The sequence below is a fragment of the Streptomyces sp. NPDC006463 genome (genome assembly GCF_042870715.1).
In the GTDB taxonomy this organism is placed as follows: Bacteria; Actinomycetota; Actinomycetes; order Streptomycetales; family Streptomycetaceae; genus Streptomyces.
Window position 1 is genome coordinate 160,808 of sequence record NZ_JBIAHP010000013.1, and the last position, 14,528, is coordinate 175,335.

The following is a 14,528-nucleotide window of genomic DNA, read 5'->3' on the forward strand; positions in this document are numbered from 1 at the left end:
ATCTGACCGGCGCATACTCGATGATGTCCGGATGCACAGACACACGGAGGCCGGGACGCGGCCGAGGCTCCGCCGGGCCGGCCGCACGGCGGCGGTCCTGAGTTTGCTGGCCTCCGTGGCGTGTTCGTCCGCGCAGCACTCGCCGGCTTCGGTCACCGCCGCCGGGAAGTCGGCCGAGATCGCCGTCGCGACCTGGAACATGTGCGGTGTGCAGCAGTGGAACTGCGAGGACACCGGAAGCCCGAAGAACAAGTTCCAGCAGATCCGTGACCTGGTCGGGGACTCGGACGTGCGCGTCCTGCTCCTGCAGGAGGTCTGCTCGGAGGAGCTGGTCTCCGCCGCCCTGCGGCTCGGACCGGAGTGGCACAGCGTCTTCCAGCCGTACGCCGAGGTGGACGCGGCGGGCACCAGCACGCGCGTCGAATGCACCGGGCAGAGCCACGGTCAGGCCGGATACGGGCTGCTGGCCGCGTCCCCGATCACCGATGTGGAGGCGGTCCCGACCGAACAGCCGAGGGTGGGTCTGCATCGCGGGATCGTGTGCGCCCGGGTCCCGGCATTGCGCCTGCGGGCGTGCAACGCGCACATCGCGCTGCGCGAGAGCGACGAGGCGCACCTCGACTGGGACTTCCGCGACGACCAGCTCCGCTCGCTGTTCAAGGCCGCGGCGACCGACCCCCGTACGGTCCTCGGAGGCGACTTCAACTCCCCGCCGCCGGTGGGAGACCGGAACACGTCCGCGTGGATCTGGCCGACCGAGGCCTACACCACGTTCCGGGAGTGCGATCAGAAGGGCGGTGCCCGGACGGGTCGCCCCACCCACACGGACGGAACGAAGCTCGACTACCTCTTCACGACGCTGCCCCGTACGGCGTGCAAGGTGGTGGACGCCAAGTCCTCCGACCACCGGGCCCTGGTGATGCGCGTGAGCCGTCCCACCGACACCGACGGGGTCAGAACCTCGGACTGAAGTTGCCCCCCTGCACCGGCACGGTGTAAGCGTTCACCGTCGTGAAGGGGACGGCCGTCCACGCCGAGGCGTTGCCGACTCCGTCCAGCGCGATGGCCTCGACGAAGTGTCCGCCCTCGTTCCAGGCCCAGCCCGTGTCCCACACCCAACTGCCGTCGGCGCCCACGGTGCAGGTCCCGAGGCTGGCTCCGCCCTCGTGGAAGTCCACGCGCACGGCGCCCGGGGCGAAGCCCATGAAGGTCACGGCGGAGGCCGGCAACTGCTGGTGCGGGACCGGCGCCGTCACCGTCAGCACGAGGGGCCGAGCCTGCACGGGAGCCTGTACAGGGGCCTGCACAAAGCCCTGTACCGGTGCCTGTGCCGGCGCCGCTGCAGGTTCGGGCACCGAGACGTGCTCCACGGCCGTGAAGACCACTTCACTGCGTTCCGACTGGTAGTTGTTCGCGTCCGCCGCGAAGACCTTGACGGCATGCCGTCCCTTGGCCCAGGGCTTCTCCCGCTGCCAGTTCCAACTGCCGTCCGCCGCAACGGGTGCGGCGCCCTGGTACTTGCCGTCCTCCCAGATGCTGACCCGCACCGCGCTCAAGGGGGCGGTACCCGCGAAGGAAACGGCGTTCCCGGGTACCCGCCCGCCCTCCGCCGGCATCAGGACCGTCGGCCGGGGAAACGAGTCGCCCCGCACCTGGGAGGTCTCCTTGAGGTACGCGTCGATCCCGGACGTGTCGCGGTCCGGCAGTTCGTACCCGTAGCGAACCGCACCGATGCGGGGGGCGATCCCCTCGACCAGGATGTTGAGCAGTCCCATGACCGTGGGGAGGTTCCGCGGGACCACCTGGTTGTGCGCGGCAACGAGAGAGGAGTCGTTGAAGAGGAAGTTGAAGTTCTCGTATCCCTGGAAGAGTCCGAGGAACGGTTCGACCTGGCGCGTGTACTGCTCGTCCTGAGGCGATGAGATCAGATAGATGTTGGCCTGGCGATTCGCGCCGCTGCGCACCAGATCCGGGAGGACCGAGTCGAGGATACGGACGTTCTGCTCCGTCACCTCGCCCATCATCAGCCGGGCTGCCCCCGGGATGCCCTCCCTCACGTAGGAACCGATCAGGAACTGGGGCACGCTCGTCACGATGTTCCTGCATCCGTACTTCAGGCCGAAGTACAGAGCCGCGCTTCCACCCTTGGAACTTCCGATCACGGTGCAGTCGTCGGGCGTCAGGGAAAGCGCGTGCATGACGCGCGAGATGAGCCCGGCGACGGACCTTTCGACCGAGAAATCCATCCCCTTGCACAGGTAGTAACTGTTCGCGCCGTCGAACAGGTCGCGGATCCACAGGATGTTCGCCCGGACCTTGTCAAGAACTCCGTTCGACATCCCGTACTCGCCGGGCGCGGTGAAGTTTGCGAAGACCACGACCAGATGGCGGTTCCCGTTCCTCGCGTGAGAGAACCGGTACTCGACGGGCACCTCACCGGAGGAGTCCACGCCATTGAAGATGCGACGCCCGCCCTGGCCTGCCTTAGACATGTTCGGAATCCATTCTTCTCACCGGTTGCCGCGGCATCTGGTCAAGGGTGTGTCCGTCCCAGGAGCCCTCCCGCCCGGTGGGGCGGCCGCCGGCCGCGCCTACGGCCGGCGCCTGCGCCTGCGCGGGGTCGAGGTCTCCCCCGGCGATCAGGATGCGGTCGGTCAGCCTGGCCGAGGCGTAGCCGTCGTCCAGATCGCAGAACTCCTGCTGGAACCATCGGTAGCGGGCCGCGTAACCCTGCTGGATCCGGTCGATGTTGCGGATCGCCCCGACCAGTTCCGGCGAGCTGAACAGCAGCGGGCCGGGTGCGGACTGCTCGAAGTCGAAGTAGAACCCGCGCAGGGTGTCCCGGTAGTGGTCGAGGTCGTACGTGAAGAAGAGGATGGGCCGCCCGGTGTTGACGAAGTCGAACATCAGGGAGGAGTAGTCCGTGATCATCACGTCGGCGATGAGGGAGAGGTCCGCCATGTCCGGGTAGTCGGACACGTCGAAGACGAACCCGTCACCGGCGCCGGGCACCGGGTCCACCACGTTGGGGTGGCGGCGCACCAGCAGTACGTGGTCGTGGCCCAGCTGCGCGCGGGCGTCCTCCAGGTCGATGCGGAAGTCGAGCTTGTACTTGCCCGGAGCGTAGAACTGGTCGTCGCGCCAGGTCGGTGCGTACATGACGACCCGCTTGCCCGGCGGGAGACCGATGCGGCGGCGCACCTCCGCCGCCCGCCGTCCGGAGTCGTCGCGGCGCAGGACGTCGTTGCGCGGGTAGCCGCTCTCGACCATCTCGCCGGGGAACTGGAAGGCCCGCTGGAGGATCGGGGTGCTGAAGCTGTTCGGGGACACCAGCATGTCCCAGTTCTGCACCTCCTTCTCCACCCGCTCCAGGTACCGCTTGTCCGCGAAGTGCACGGCTTCGATGTCGTGCCCGATCTTCTTGAGCGGCGTGCCGTGCCAGGTCTGCACGACGACCTGCCCGTCGCGCTTCTGGAACCAGTCGGGCAGGTGGTTGTTGGCGACGATGTACCGGGCCCTGGCCATGGCCTCGTACCAGTCGGGGGACCACATGCGGACCGGGCGGGCGGTCGGGGGAACCGCGACCTGGTCGTCGCGCACGACCCACAGGTGTTCGAGGGCGACGCCCCGGCGGACCATCTCCTCGTGCAGCGCGCGCGGGCTGTCGGAGTACTGGGTGCCCTTGAACGCGTCGAACAGCACCGCCTGCTTCAGCGACTTGCGGCGGGCGTCGGGGTACGTCTTGGTGCGCATCAGCTTCTGCCGGTACGGGCCGCGCGCCTCGTCCGGCATCGCCGAGTGGACCAGCAGCGAGAGCCGGTCGTACGCCTCCGCCTGCAGTTCGTAGCGCCGCTCGTCGGCGGTCATCTCGCTGGGGAACGTGGGGATCAGTTCCTGGGTCATCTTGACCATGAGGTCGTTGGACCGGTTCTCCGGGGTGACCGCGGAGGGGTCCTGACGGCGCAGGAAGAAGTCCCAGCGGCCGGAGGCCAGCGGGATCTCCCCGGCCAGGGTGCGCATCGCGGCGGGAGCGACGACGAAGGTGAAGTCCTGCCCGTACCAGGTGATGGGGACCACGCGCTCGGCACCGTGGGCACGGGAGCGGACGACGATGTGCGCCGTGGCGTACTCGGCCGTGCTGAGCATGTCCTCCGCCGCGTAGCCGACGACGACTTCGAGGGACCCGTCCTGGTGCCAGGTGACGGACTTTGCGAGCGGGAGGGTGTCACGCTCGAACAGCACCACGTAGCCGGAGCCGTTGCGGTGCACGAAGACCTCGCGGTCCGCGGTCTCGGTCTGCAGGTCCGCGGGCAGGCGGTAGTGGCCGTCGGTGGCGTCCTCCGCCATGACCGGGTAGATGGCCGCCTTGCGGCCCTCGACGTGGAGGGTGGTCTTCCAGCCGTTGCTGCCGGTGTTCCAGCTCTGCGGAACGCCGTCGGTGGAGTTCGTGCGGTGGCCGGGGACGAGCGCCTTGACCGGGATGCGCGTGACGAAGGTGTACCAGCCCTCGCCCCCGGGCTTGAAGTGGACCCAGGAGTCGTTGCGGCCGGCGCCGCCCATGCTCGTCACCCGGAACTTGCCCCACTCGGGGAGCCGCGGGCCCAGGTAGACACCACCGAGCTCGAGCTGGTCACCGATGAGCCGGTGCCGGGTGATACGGCAACGGACCGTCTCCACACGGAGCTTGAGCTTCCCCTGCACGAAGAGCGGCACGACGCGGGTGTTCTTGTCCACGTACCTGTAGGGCGGGTTGGCGGCGCTGCCCGCGCCGCCACGGGCGATGCCCTTGTAGCGGAACAGCCCGCGACTCAGGACGCCGGCCGCGACGTCCCATGTCCCCTCGGTCCACTGGCCCTTGCGCCTCAGCCGGGAGACGTCGAAGCGGACCTGGAATCCGGACCAGTCGTAGCAGTAGCGGTTCTGCTGGGAGTGTTCGGTGGCCTGCGGGTAGTAGGTGGTCTTCGCCTTCGCGACGACGACCCGGCCCTGCTTCTTGTTCCGCAGCGCGATGGCCTTCATCGACATGTGCCGCTTGTGCACGTTGATGAAGCGGACGTACGCGGAGCCCTCCAGGGTCAGGTGTCCGGAGTCGTCCCAGCGCGCGCCGGTCAGCGAACCGTGCAGGGACAGTTCCTTGTCCAGCCGGTAGGCGCTCTTGTCGAGACCGATCGACCGGTCGCCGAGGTAGGGGTAGTTGAGGTACCGGTGCAGGCGCCGCTGGACGGGCAGTGGCCCGCCCTTGCGCTCGAACTCGACGACGTCGAGGAGCTCCTTGAGCCGGCCCTCGCGCACCAGCAGCCACTTGACGCGGGCATCGGCGGGAAGCTCGTCGATGATGTCCTCGTCGGCCTCGTCCAGGAATTCGTTCGCCCACCGCATGAAGGCGTCCTGGTATTGCGCGTCGGCGTCCGGCAGCACCTTCAGATGCAGCATCAGGTCCGACTTCAGGCAGGCGAGGTCGTACTTCCGCTTGTGGTCGCTGTAGGACCTGGCGCGGTGTCCGGCGAGGAACCGGCTGACCGACTGCACGGCGGCGACCCGGTCCTGGAGGTTGCTGAACTCGGTGTGCCGCTGCGTGATGGAGGGTGCGGCGCCGCCCTCGCGCCGGCGCCAGAAGTAGACGATGTCGGTGAGGATGTCCACCTTGGTCGCGCGGAAGTGCGCGAACATGTTGACCCAGGAGTCCTCGTACATGACCCCTTCGGGGAACGCGATGTAGTGGTAGTCCCAGAAGGATCGCCGGAACACCTTGTTCCACACGGTCCGGTCGTAGATGAGTTCCGGCAGCTTGGTGATGTGCGTGCCGCGCTTGCTGCGCTGCATGGGCGCCTTGTGCAGCGGGGACTGCCACCTCTTGGTGGAGTTCATCATCTGCACGTTGCCCGAGACGAAGTCGGAACCGGAGGCTTCGAGGGTCTGCACGAGCAACTCGTAGGCGTATTCGGGTATGACGTCGTCGCCGTCGACGAACGCCAGGAATTCCGCCTGGGGATGGGCCGCGCGGATGCCGACGTTACGAGCGTGACCCGGGCCCATCGACTCCTGGCGCAGGAGCCTGAACCGGGGGTCGCGGCGGGCGAATTCGGCGGCGATCGCGGTCGAGGAGTCGGTCGAGCCGTCGTCGACCATGATGACCTCAAGGTCTCGGAACGTCTGCCTGGCTATCGACTCCAGGCATTCCTCGAGATAGATCTCGACATCCTGAAAGGGAACGACGACACTCAGGCGGGGCATACCTGCCACTCAGAAGACTCCTCGATCGTCACACTCGTTCCGATGCGCGCCGAGCCTCCGCAAGACGTCACCGGACCCGCCCCTGCCGCCGGCCACACTCCGCTCCCCCGTGCACTCAACCCACCCTGCCTCCGCGTTCCGCACACTTATGCGACCCTCCAGAGCCTGCGCAGCGTAAGCCAATTGATGAAGAGCGAGCAAGTGTGCAGCAAAGCCCCACAGCCCTGAAGCTTCGCTATCGCGAATGGGTGATGGCATTCCGAGTGCGGAGGACTCGTGAACTCCCGCCGGTTCGGGGTGAGGTGGGCGGAATCTGACGTTCCTCCCACGGCAGGCCAGCACATCCGGTGAGGAAGGTCACCCCACGCTGCGCCAGGCCCCGAACGCGAGACCCGGGTCCCCGAGATCCCGCCGGGCGACACACAGGCCCCCGTCAGCGTCGATCATCGCGATCGCTACTGCACCGTGGGCGTCGAGGGCCAACGCCGGGAGCCCCGCGCACCGGTCCCCCACGGGCGCCCACCAGGCTCCGTACTGCTCACCCTCCGTGGGGTAGGCCGCGATCTCCGGGTACCCCTCGGCGCCACGCTGCAACAGGACGGTGCAGTCATATCCGTTGACCTGGGTACGGACCACACCCACCGGTCCGACACCGCCGGCGCCACCCAGGGGCATGAGCCTGCTCGGCACCCCGGCGGGGGTCTGCGGGCGGTAGGCGATGACGCCGCCGTCAGCCGGGTGACGCCAGAAGTAGGTACCGGAACCGGGGCCCGTCTCGTGGCAGCTGTAGGTCCCTTCGACGGCGTCGGCCTCCATGCGGCCCAGCCACCTGAAGGCGCTTCCCGGCGCGTCCTGGCGCCAGTACGTGGCCCCGCCGCGGAAGGGGGCGAGGAACTCGGCCCGCCCGTACGAGGTAACCAGCGGGACTACGGGACCGCGCACCCATCTGCCCTGATAGTCCACCCAGTCGCCCCATACGCCGTCGGCACGCCGGGTCCGCCCGTGGACACCCGCTCCGAAGCTGGTGGCGACGACGTGGAGCGAACCCGTCCCGTCGGGCAGGACCATCGGGTCCCCGGGAGGCGGGGCTTCACCCTCCTGCCGCGGGAACGGGCTGCCTATCGCACGCCATTCACTGAGCGGCCGACCGGTCTGGTACTGGGCGGCTATGACGAACTCGCGGCCGTCCGGGGCGGATTCGGCTTGGCGGCTGCCGGCGAACCAGACGAAGCCGTTGGAGTCCTGGGCCAGCGTGAACCGGCCGGTCCAGCCCTCCACGGGGAACAGGTCGGGGCCCCGCCAGACGTCCGAGCCGGGCGCCGACTCGGTCCAGCGCACCAAGCCCTCGGCGCAGCTCGCGTAGGCGGTCAGCCGGCCGTCCCGCCCCAGGCGCAGCCAGCCCGAGGCCGCGTGGCCGCCGTCGGCCGCCGCGGCGATCTCGGAGCCCAGGACCGCGGGCGCGCCGGAGGTCGCGCCTCGGCCCGTCTCCGCACGTCCGCGTCGCACCATTTCCTGCCCACTCCTGTCCGCGCCTGTCGCTTTTGTCCGGTCTGGCCCGGCGGGCCGTGGGCCAATTTACGGCAGCGCGGTGACCGGTCGATGCCTGGGTCAGGTGTCCGTGACCGCCTCGGCATCCGTGCAACCTAGCCTGATCGGCCGCCCTCCACCACCGGCGGGCCGGGGGTCTCGGAGTACGGTCCATGGGGCCCGGGGCCGGTCCGAAGCCGAGTACCCGTACTACCTGGGGAGTACGCCGCGAACGCTACGCCGGGGTGACGCGGGTGACGGCCGGTGCGCACTAGCGTGGCCGTATGGAAGAGCAGCGTGAGCGCCCGGGACCTCCGTGGCGGCGGTGGGTGGAGCGGACCGGCCGGGGGCCGGGCTGGCGCTCCGCGCTGCTCGTCGCCGTCTTCGCGCAGGCCGGCTCCAGCTGGGCCGCTCAGGCGCAGACCGGGCGGGTGCCGCTGGACGCGTTCGCGCGGTTCCTGCTGCTGCTCGGGCCCGCGCTGCTGCTGGTGCGCCACCGCTATCCGGTGGCCGTCGTGTACGGGGTCAGCGTCGTCACCCTGGTGTACATCGGCGCCGGGTATCCGTACGGTCCGGTCTTCGTCAGCCTCGCGCTGGCCTGCTTCACCGCGGTCTGCGCCGGTCACCGAAGAACCGCCTGGGGGGCCGTCGGGCTGCTCTGGGCCGGGCACCTGCTCATCGGCCACTGGCTGTACCGGTGGCTCCCGCCCGCCGGGGACGGGCCGGCGCCCTGGGGGCAGGAACTGGGCATCACCGCGTGGGTGCTGGCGATGCTCGCGGTCTCCGAGCTGGTCCGCGTACGCCGGGAGCAGTGGGCCCGTGACCGGGCCGAGCGGGCGGCCGCCGAGCGCCGCCGGGTGGACGAGGAGCGGCTGCGCATCGCCCGCGAGCTCCACGACGTCCTCGCCCACAGCATCTCGGTGATCAACGTCCAGGCGGGCGTCGGGCTGGCCCTGCTGGACACCGACCCCGAGCAGGCCCGTACGGCTCTGACCACCATCAAGGGCGCCAGCAAGGAGGCGCTGGGCGAGGTCCGGCAGGTCCTCGACACGCTGCGTACCCCCGGTGACGCGCCGCGCGCCCCCGCGCCGGGTCTCGACCGGCTCCCCGAACTCGTCGAGCAGGCCTCGGCGGCCGGGCTCGCCGTGGCCGTGGCATCGGAAGGGAAGGCGCGGGCACTGCCCCCGGGTGCCGACCTCGCCGCTTTCCGCATCCTGCAGGAGGCGCTGACCAACGTGGTGCGGCACTCCGGTTCACGCACCGCCCGTGTCCGCCTCGTCTGGCGGCCGGACGCCCTGGAACTGCGCGTGGACGACGACGGCCCGGCCACGGCAGGCGGCGCCGGCGGCAGTGGAAACGGTCTCGTCGGGATGCGCGAGCGGGCCGCGGCCCTGGGTGGCACGATCGAGGCCGGCTCGCGCGCCGACGGGGGCTTCCGGGTGGTCGCGAGGCTGCCGCTGGGACCTGTCACGTCCAAGGAGGATCCGTGATCCGCGTACTGCTCGCCGACGACCAGCTTCTCGTCCGGGCCGGGTTCCGGGCGCTGCTCGACGCGCAGTCCGACATCGAGGTGGTGGGTGAGGCGGCCGACGGCGACGAGGCGGTGCGGCTGGTGCGGGAGCTGCGCCCCGACGTCGTGCTCATGGACATCCGGATGCCCGTGCTCGACGGCCTGGCCGCCACCCGCCGGATCACCGGGGACGGGGAGCTCGCCGCGGTCAGGGTCGTCATGCTCACCACCTTCGAGCTCGACGAGTACGTCTTCGAGGCGATCCGGTCCGGTGCCTCGGGTTTCCTGGTCAAGGACACCGAGCCGGAGGAACTGCTGCGCGCGGTCCGGGCGGTGGTGGAGGGCGACGCTCTGCTGTCCCCGGGGGTGACCCGCCGTCTGATCGCGGAGTTCGCGGCCCGTTCGAAGCAGCCCGCCACCGCCGCGGAGCTGGGGCGGCTCACGGACCGGGAGCGGGAGGTGATGGCGCTGGTCGGCATGGGCCTGTCCAACGAGGAGATCGCCCGCCGCCTGGTCGTCAGCCCGCTCACCGCGAAGACGCACGTCAGCCGGGCGATGGTCAAGCTCGGCGCCCGGGACCGGGCCCAACTGGTGGTCTTGGCCTATGAGTCCGGGCTGGTCAGACCCGGCTGGCTCGGCTGACCCGGCCCTCCCGCACGCCGCCCTCCCGCACACCGCCCTTCCCCCACAGCTCGCGCCGTCCCCGCGCCCGCGCGCCCGGCCCCGTACTCCCCGTGAAGTACGGACGGTGCAGCCGGCCGTACGACGACCCGCACCCCCTCCCGGAGCCAGTCTCGTCAGTGAGACGAAACGTCCACGCTTCCGAGGAGCTGAACCGAGATGAACACCCTCACCACCCTCGCGTACGACGGGCCCGGCCCGTGGATCCTGTTCTTCCCGCTGATCTGGGCGGCGGTCGTGTTCGGCGCCGTGACCGTACTGCGCCGCACCGTGTGGCGCGGCCGCCGCGGACCGTGGCAGGCCCGCGGGGCGGCGTACGGCGAGCAGTCGCCGATCGCGGTCCTGGGCAGGCGCTTCGCGTCCGGGGAGATCGACGAGGACGAGTACTGGCGGCGGCTTTCCGTGCTGGACGAGCAGTTCGGCCCCGCCTCCAAGGGCGGTGCGGCATGAGCACCGTCAGCGCCCTGCCGGGCGGCGGCGCCGGCGTCGCCGCCCGGGTCGTCGACGCCCGGAAGGTCTACGGCCGGGGCGACACCGAGGTCCGCGCCCTGGACGGGGTGAGCGTCGACTTCCCCGTCGGCCGCTTCACCGCGATCATGGGGCCGTCCGGTTCCGGCAAGTCCACCCTGATGCACTGCGCCGCCGGCCTCGACACCCTCACCTCCGGATCCGCATTCATCGGCGGTACGGAGCTGGGAGCACTCGACGACCGCGGGCTCACCCTGCTGCGCCGTGAGCGCGTCGGCTTCGTCTTCCAGGCCTTCAACCTGGTCCCCACCCTCACGGTCGCCGAGAACATCACCCTCCCGCAGGACCTGGCGGGCACCCGCGCCGACGGCGCGTGGCTCGACAGCCTCATCGACATCGTCGGCCTGCGCGACCGGTTGCACCACCGGCCGTCCGAACTGTCCGGCGGCCAGCAGCAGCGGGTCGCCGTCGCGCGCGCCCTCGCCGGCAGCCCCGACGTAGTCTTCGCCGACGAGCCGACCGGGAACCTCGACTCCCGCTCGGGCGAAGAGGTGCTGGGGCTGCTCGGCCGGGCGGTGCGCGAGATGGGTCGCACGGTCGTGATGGTCACCCACGACCCGGTGGCCGCCGCCCACGCCGACGAGGTCGTCTTCCTCGCCGACGGGCGGCTGGTCGACCGGATGGCGGCCCCGACCGCCGAGCGCGTCCTGGACCGGCTCAAGGCGTTCGACACCCGTTCCCCGAAGGCCACTTCGGCCCTCGCAACGTCGGGGGTGGAGTCATGAGCGCCGCCCGTACCACCCTGCGACTCAGCACCGCTTCGCTGCGCGCCCACAAACGGCGCTTCGCCGGGACGTTCATGGCCGTGCTGCTCGGAGTCGCCTTCTTCGCCGGGACCCTAGTCATGGGCGACACCCTCCGTGCGAGCTTCGACAGCATGTTCGCGGGCGCGGCGAGCGGGACCGACGCGGTCGTCCGCAGCTCCCGCGTCGTCACCGTCCCGGGCCAGGCCCAGGGCAGCCGGCAGCCCGTGCCCGCGGACCTCGCCGAGCGGATCCGGCGTACGCCGGGGGTGGCCGCGGCGGAGCCGGAGATCAAGGGCGCGGGACAGCTCGTCGGCGCGAACGGCGAACCGATCGGCGGCCAGGGACCGCCCACGCTCGCGGGCAACTGGATCACGGACCAGCGACTCAACCCGTACCGGCTCGCGGAAGGCCGCGCTCCTCAGGCCTCCGGCGAGGTCGTCGTGAACCGGGGCACCGCCGCCAAGGGCGGGCTGAAGATCGGCGACACGACGGTGCTGCGCACGCCCGACCCGGTCCGGGTGACCCTCGTCGGGCTGGCCACCTTCGGCGGCGCGGACGGCATGGGTCAGGTGACGTACGCGGGGATGACCCGGGCGGACGCGGAGAAGTACCTGACCTCCGGGGCGGGTCAGGCGGCCGCCATCCAGGTGCGGGCCGGCCCGGGCACCAGTCAGCGGGAGCTCGTGGCCGCGCTGGCCCCGGTGCTGCCGCAGGGCGTCGAGGCCATCACCGGTCAGGAGTCTGCCCAGGAGAACACCGACATGATCTCGGGCCAGTTCCTGTCCCTGTTCACCACCCTCCTCCTCGTCTTCTCGGGCATCGCCCTGCTCGTCGCGACCTTCAGCATCCACAACACCTTCGCGATCGTGGTCGCCCAACGCACCCGCGAGAACGCCCTGTTGCGTGCGCTGGGCGCCTCCCGCCGACAGGTCGTCGGCGGGACTCTGGCTGAGGCCGCGGTCGTCGCCGTCCTCGCCTCGGCGGCCGGGCTGCTCGGCGGCATCGGGGTCGCCGCCGGGCTCCAGGCCCTGTTCCCGGCCATCGGATTCCCGTTCCCCGAAGGGGACTTGGTGATCAGCGGCCTGTCGATGCTGCTGCCCCTCGCGGTGGGTGTCGCCGTGTGTCTCGGCTCCGCGCTGCTGCCGGCCGTACGGGCGGGGCGCACCGCTCCGCTGGCGGCGCTGCGCGAGAACTCCGTGGACGACTCCGGGGCCTCGCGGGCCAGGACGGCCGTCGGCGCCGGGCTGGGCGCGGCCGGCCTCGGGACGATCCTGACCGGGGCGCTGGCCGTACCGTCGCTGTGGCTGTCCGGGGCGGGTGCGGTGCTGCTGACGGCCTCGTTCGTCGTCCTGGGTCCGGTCGCGTCCTCGTCCGCCGTACGGATCCTCGCGCGCCCGCTGGCCCGGCTGCGCGGGGTGACGGGCGCCTTGGCCGGGCGCAACGCGCGGCGCAGTCCCAAGCGGACGGCGTCGACCGCGACCGCGCTGATGATCGGCGTCGCCGTCGTCTCGCTGTTCACCGTCTTCGGGGCGTCCCTGAAGGAGACGATGGACCGGACCGTGTCGCGGTCCTTCGCCGGTGACGTGGCCATCAGCGCACCCGCCTTCGGGGCCGGCGGCAGCGGCCTCAGCCCGGCGCTGGCACCGGCGGTCGCCGCGCTGCCCGAGGTGGCGAGCGCGGTCGGCCTCGGCAAGGGGGTCGCGGAGGTCGACGGTTCCGGCCGCGCGCTGACGGTCACCGATCCGGCCGCCCTCGCGGTGGGCCTCGACCTCGGGGCCGTCCAGGGCCGGCTCGACTCGCTCGGCGCGGACGGGATCGCCGTGGCCGGCAAGGAGGCCGACCGGCACGGCTGGCGGCCGGGCAGCTCGGTGGAACTCACCTTCACCGACGGACAGAAGCAGCGCTTCACGGTCCGCGCGGTGTACGGGCGCTCGGAGCTCGCGGGCGACTACGTCATCACGCGGGCGGCCTGGGCCCCGCACCGGGCGCAGGACACGGACACGCTGGTGGCCGTCACCTTCAAGGACGGGGTGCCGGTGGCGGACGGGACGGCGGCGGTCGAGCGGACCGCGGAGCGGTTCGGCGGCCCCGAGGTGCAGACGCGCGAGGCGTACGCGCAGTCCTCGGCGGGCGGCATCGACATGATGCTCACCCTCGTCTACGCGCTGCTCGCCCTCGCCGTGCTGATCGCACTGCTGGGCATCGCCAACACGCTCACCCTCGCGGTGTACGAGCGCACCCGCGAGCTGGGCCTGCTGCGGGCGGTCGGTCAGAGCGGGGCGCAGCTGCGGGCCATGGTCCGCTGGGAGTCGGTCCTGGTCGCGGCGTTCGGCACGGCCGGGGGCCTGGCGCTGGGCGGTGTCCTCGGATGGGTCCTGGTGAAGGCTTCGGACGGGACGAGCGACAGCGCGTTCGCCTTCGCCGTCCCGCCGCTGCAGCTCGGCGTCGTCGCGCTGGTCGGTGTCGCGGCGGGCGTCCTGGCCGGCTGGCGCCCGGCCCGGCGGGCGGCGCGCCTGGACATCCTGCGCGCCATCGCCGCCGAGTAGCCGGGCCTGGTTCCGCCCGCCGACCGCCCCTTTCCTCGTCCGGCCCGGTGAACTGCGACCGGCGGAGGGTGGCGGCGAGCGCGCCGTCGGCCTAGACCGGTCCGGTCCGCGCGGCGCCGGAGCCGCTGTAGTGCGCGGTGACGGTGTGGGAGCCGGGCTGGAGCCATGCGGTGCTGATAGCGGGCGAGGCCGTCGCCGACCGGCACGGTGGCGGGAGTCTTCGTACCGTCCGAGAGGCGGACCGATCCGCCCGGGCGACGGCGGCGGTCAAGTTGACGGCGTACCCGAACAGCGGGGTGCCCGGGTCCGGGGTGAGGGTGAGCATCGTCCCGCTGCGAACGGGACGACCGCCTTGCCACTGCCGTGCCGGACGCCGGGGATGAGCGATACCTCGGTCGCCGTCGGGGACGCGAAACCGCGCCGCAGCCTCCGTCTGCTGCGGGGAGGTTCTCGGGGTTGCCGCCGCCGGGGCCGCCGCTGCCCGGGTAGGGAGGCCGGTGGCGGGGTCGGTGTGGTCGCCGAACGTGCCGGGGCCGCCGAGCCGGGAGTTGGGGCTGCCGACTCCGTGGGCGGTCTGTGTTCCGCCGCCGCCCACGACGCCGGAACCCTCCGGGCGGGGGCCCGGCCACCGTGCAGCAGCGAGCCGCCGCTGCCCGCGAGAGTCGCCGCTGCGCACGTCGGACCCGCCGCCGGAACCGTGTCCGTAGCCGCCGGGCCGGGCGTACTCGCCGGGGTCACGGCCGCGTCGCCCGCGTC

At 71.5% G+C, this 14,528-nt stretch carries 9 protein-coding genes and 1 pseudogene; 7 read left to right on the top strand and 3 right to left on the bottom strand.

Going from position 1 to position 14,528, the window contains the following annotated elements; all coding sequences use genetic code 11:
* The first annotated feature begins 31 nt into the window (after positions 1–31).
* Positions 32–970, top strand: coding sequence for an endonuclease/exonuclease/phosphatase family protein (locus ACFYOB_RS24530; protein ID WP_388562768.1), 939 nt, complete (start codon positions 32–34; stop codon positions 968–970).
* On the opposite strand, the gene ACFYOB_RS24535 is transcribed toward ACFYOB_RS24530, so the two are convergent.
* The 3 genes from ACFYOB_RS24535 to ACFYOB_RS24545 all read right to left on the bottom strand — a co-directional run bounded on the left by ACFYOB_RS24535 (position 954) and on the right by ACFYOB_RS24545 (position 7,743).
* Positions 954–2,492 carry a hypothetical protein gene (locus tag ACFYOB_RS24535; protein ID WP_388562770.1) on the bottom strand — a complete coding sequence of 513 codons (1,539 nt, stop codon included), beginning with the start codon at positions 2,490–2,492 and terminating at the stop codon, positions 954–956. The two genes, ACFYOB_RS24530 and ACFYOB_RS24535, sit on opposite strands and share 17 nt — an antisense overlap.
* On the bottom strand, positions 2,485–6,234 hold the full coding sequence (locus tag ACFYOB_RS24540) for a CDP-glycerol glycerophosphotransferase family protein (RefSeq protein WP_388562879.1): 3,750 nt from the start codon (positions 6,232–6,234) through the stop codon (positions 2,485–2,487). Before ACFYOB_RS24540 ends, ACFYOB_RS24535 begins: the two co-directional genes overlap by 8 nt.
* Positions 6,235–6,591: 357 nt before the next feature.
* Entirely contained in the window at positions 6,592–7,743 is a 1,152-nt protein-coding gene (locus ACFYOB_RS24545; RefSeq protein WP_388562772.1) for a hypothetical protein, read from the bottom strand.
* Positions 7,744–8,045: 302 nt separating this feature from the next.
* Between ACFYOB_RS24545 and ACFYOB_RS24550 the strand changes: the two genes are divergently transcribed.
* The 6 genes and pseudogenes from ACFYOB_RS24550 to ACFYOB_RS24575 all read left to right on the top strand — a co-directional run.
* Positions 8,046–9,251 carry a sensor histidine kinase gene (locus tag ACFYOB_RS24550; RefSeq protein ID WP_388562774.1) on the top strand — a complete coding sequence of 402 codons (1,206 nt, stop codon included), beginning with the start codon at positions 8,046–8,048 and terminating at the stop codon, positions 9,249–9,251.
* Positions 9,248–9,913, top strand: coding sequence for a response regulator (locus ACFYOB_RS24555; protein WP_388562776.1), 666 nt, complete (start codon positions 9,248–9,250; stop codon positions 9,911–9,913). Before ACFYOB_RS24550 ends, ACFYOB_RS24555 begins: the two co-directional genes overlap by 4 nt.
* 198 nt (positions 9,914–10,111) lie before the next feature.
* Positions 10,112–10,402, top strand: a complete 291-nt coding sequence (locus ACFYOB_RS24560; protein WP_328924084.1) for an SHOCT domain-containing protein — start codon at positions 10,112–10,114, stop codon at positions 10,400–10,402.
* A complete protein-coding gene (locus ACFYOB_RS24565; RefSeq protein WP_388562778.1) occupies positions 10,399–11,205 on the top strand; it encodes an ABC transporter ATP-binding protein in 807 nt (268 codons plus the stop codon). The genes ACFYOB_RS24560 and ACFYOB_RS24565 overlap by 4 nt, the downstream gene beginning before the upstream one ends.
* Positions 11,202–13,772 (top strand): ABC transporter permease, encoded by a 2,571-nt coding sequence (locus ACFYOB_RS24570; protein ID WP_388562780.1) that lies wholly within the window; start codon positions 11,202–11,204, stop codon positions 13,770–13,772. Before ACFYOB_RS24565 ends, ACFYOB_RS24570 begins: the two co-directional genes overlap by 4 nt.
* Positions 13,773–14,283: 511 nt before the next feature.
* Positions 14,284–14,528 (top strand): annotated as a pseudogene (locus tag ACFYOB_RS24575) (hypothetical protein); the annotation flags it as partial.

Bases quoted from the DNA above. Each gene is read 5' to 3' on its own strand.
- ACFYOB_RS24530 (WP_388562768.1), top strand. From the start codon at position 32: ATGCACAGACACACGGAGGCCGGGACGCGGCCGAGGCTCCGCCGGGCC.
- ACFYOB_RS24565 (WP_388562778.1), top strand. From the start codon at position 10,399: ATGAGCACCGTCAGCGCCCTGCCGGGCGGCGGCGCCGGCGTCGCCGCC.
- ACFYOB_RS24560 (WP_328924084.1), top strand. From the start codon at position 10,112: ATGAACACCCTCACCACCCTCGCGTACGACGGGCCCGGCCCGTGGATC.
- ACFYOB_RS24535 (WP_388562770.1), bottom strand. From the start codon at position 2,492: ATGTCTAAGGCAGGCCAGGGCGGGCGTCGCATCTTCAATGGCGTGGAC.
- ACFYOB_RS24545 (WP_388562772.1), bottom strand. From the start codon at position 7,743: ATGGTGCGACGCGGACGTGCGGAGACGGGCCGAGGCGCGACCTCCGGC.
- ACFYOB_RS24540 (WP_388562879.1), bottom strand. From the start codon at position 6,234: ATGCCCCGCCTGAGTGTCGTCGTTCCCTTTCAGGATGTCGAGATCTAT.
- ACFYOB_RS24570 (WP_388562780.1), top strand. From the start codon at position 11,202: ATGAGCGCCGCCCGTACCACCCTGCGACTCAGCACCGCTTCGCTGCGC.
- ACFYOB_RS24550 (WP_388562774.1), top strand. From the start codon at position 8,046: ATGGAAGAGCAGCGTGAGCGCCCGGGACCTCCGTGGCGGCGGTGGGTG.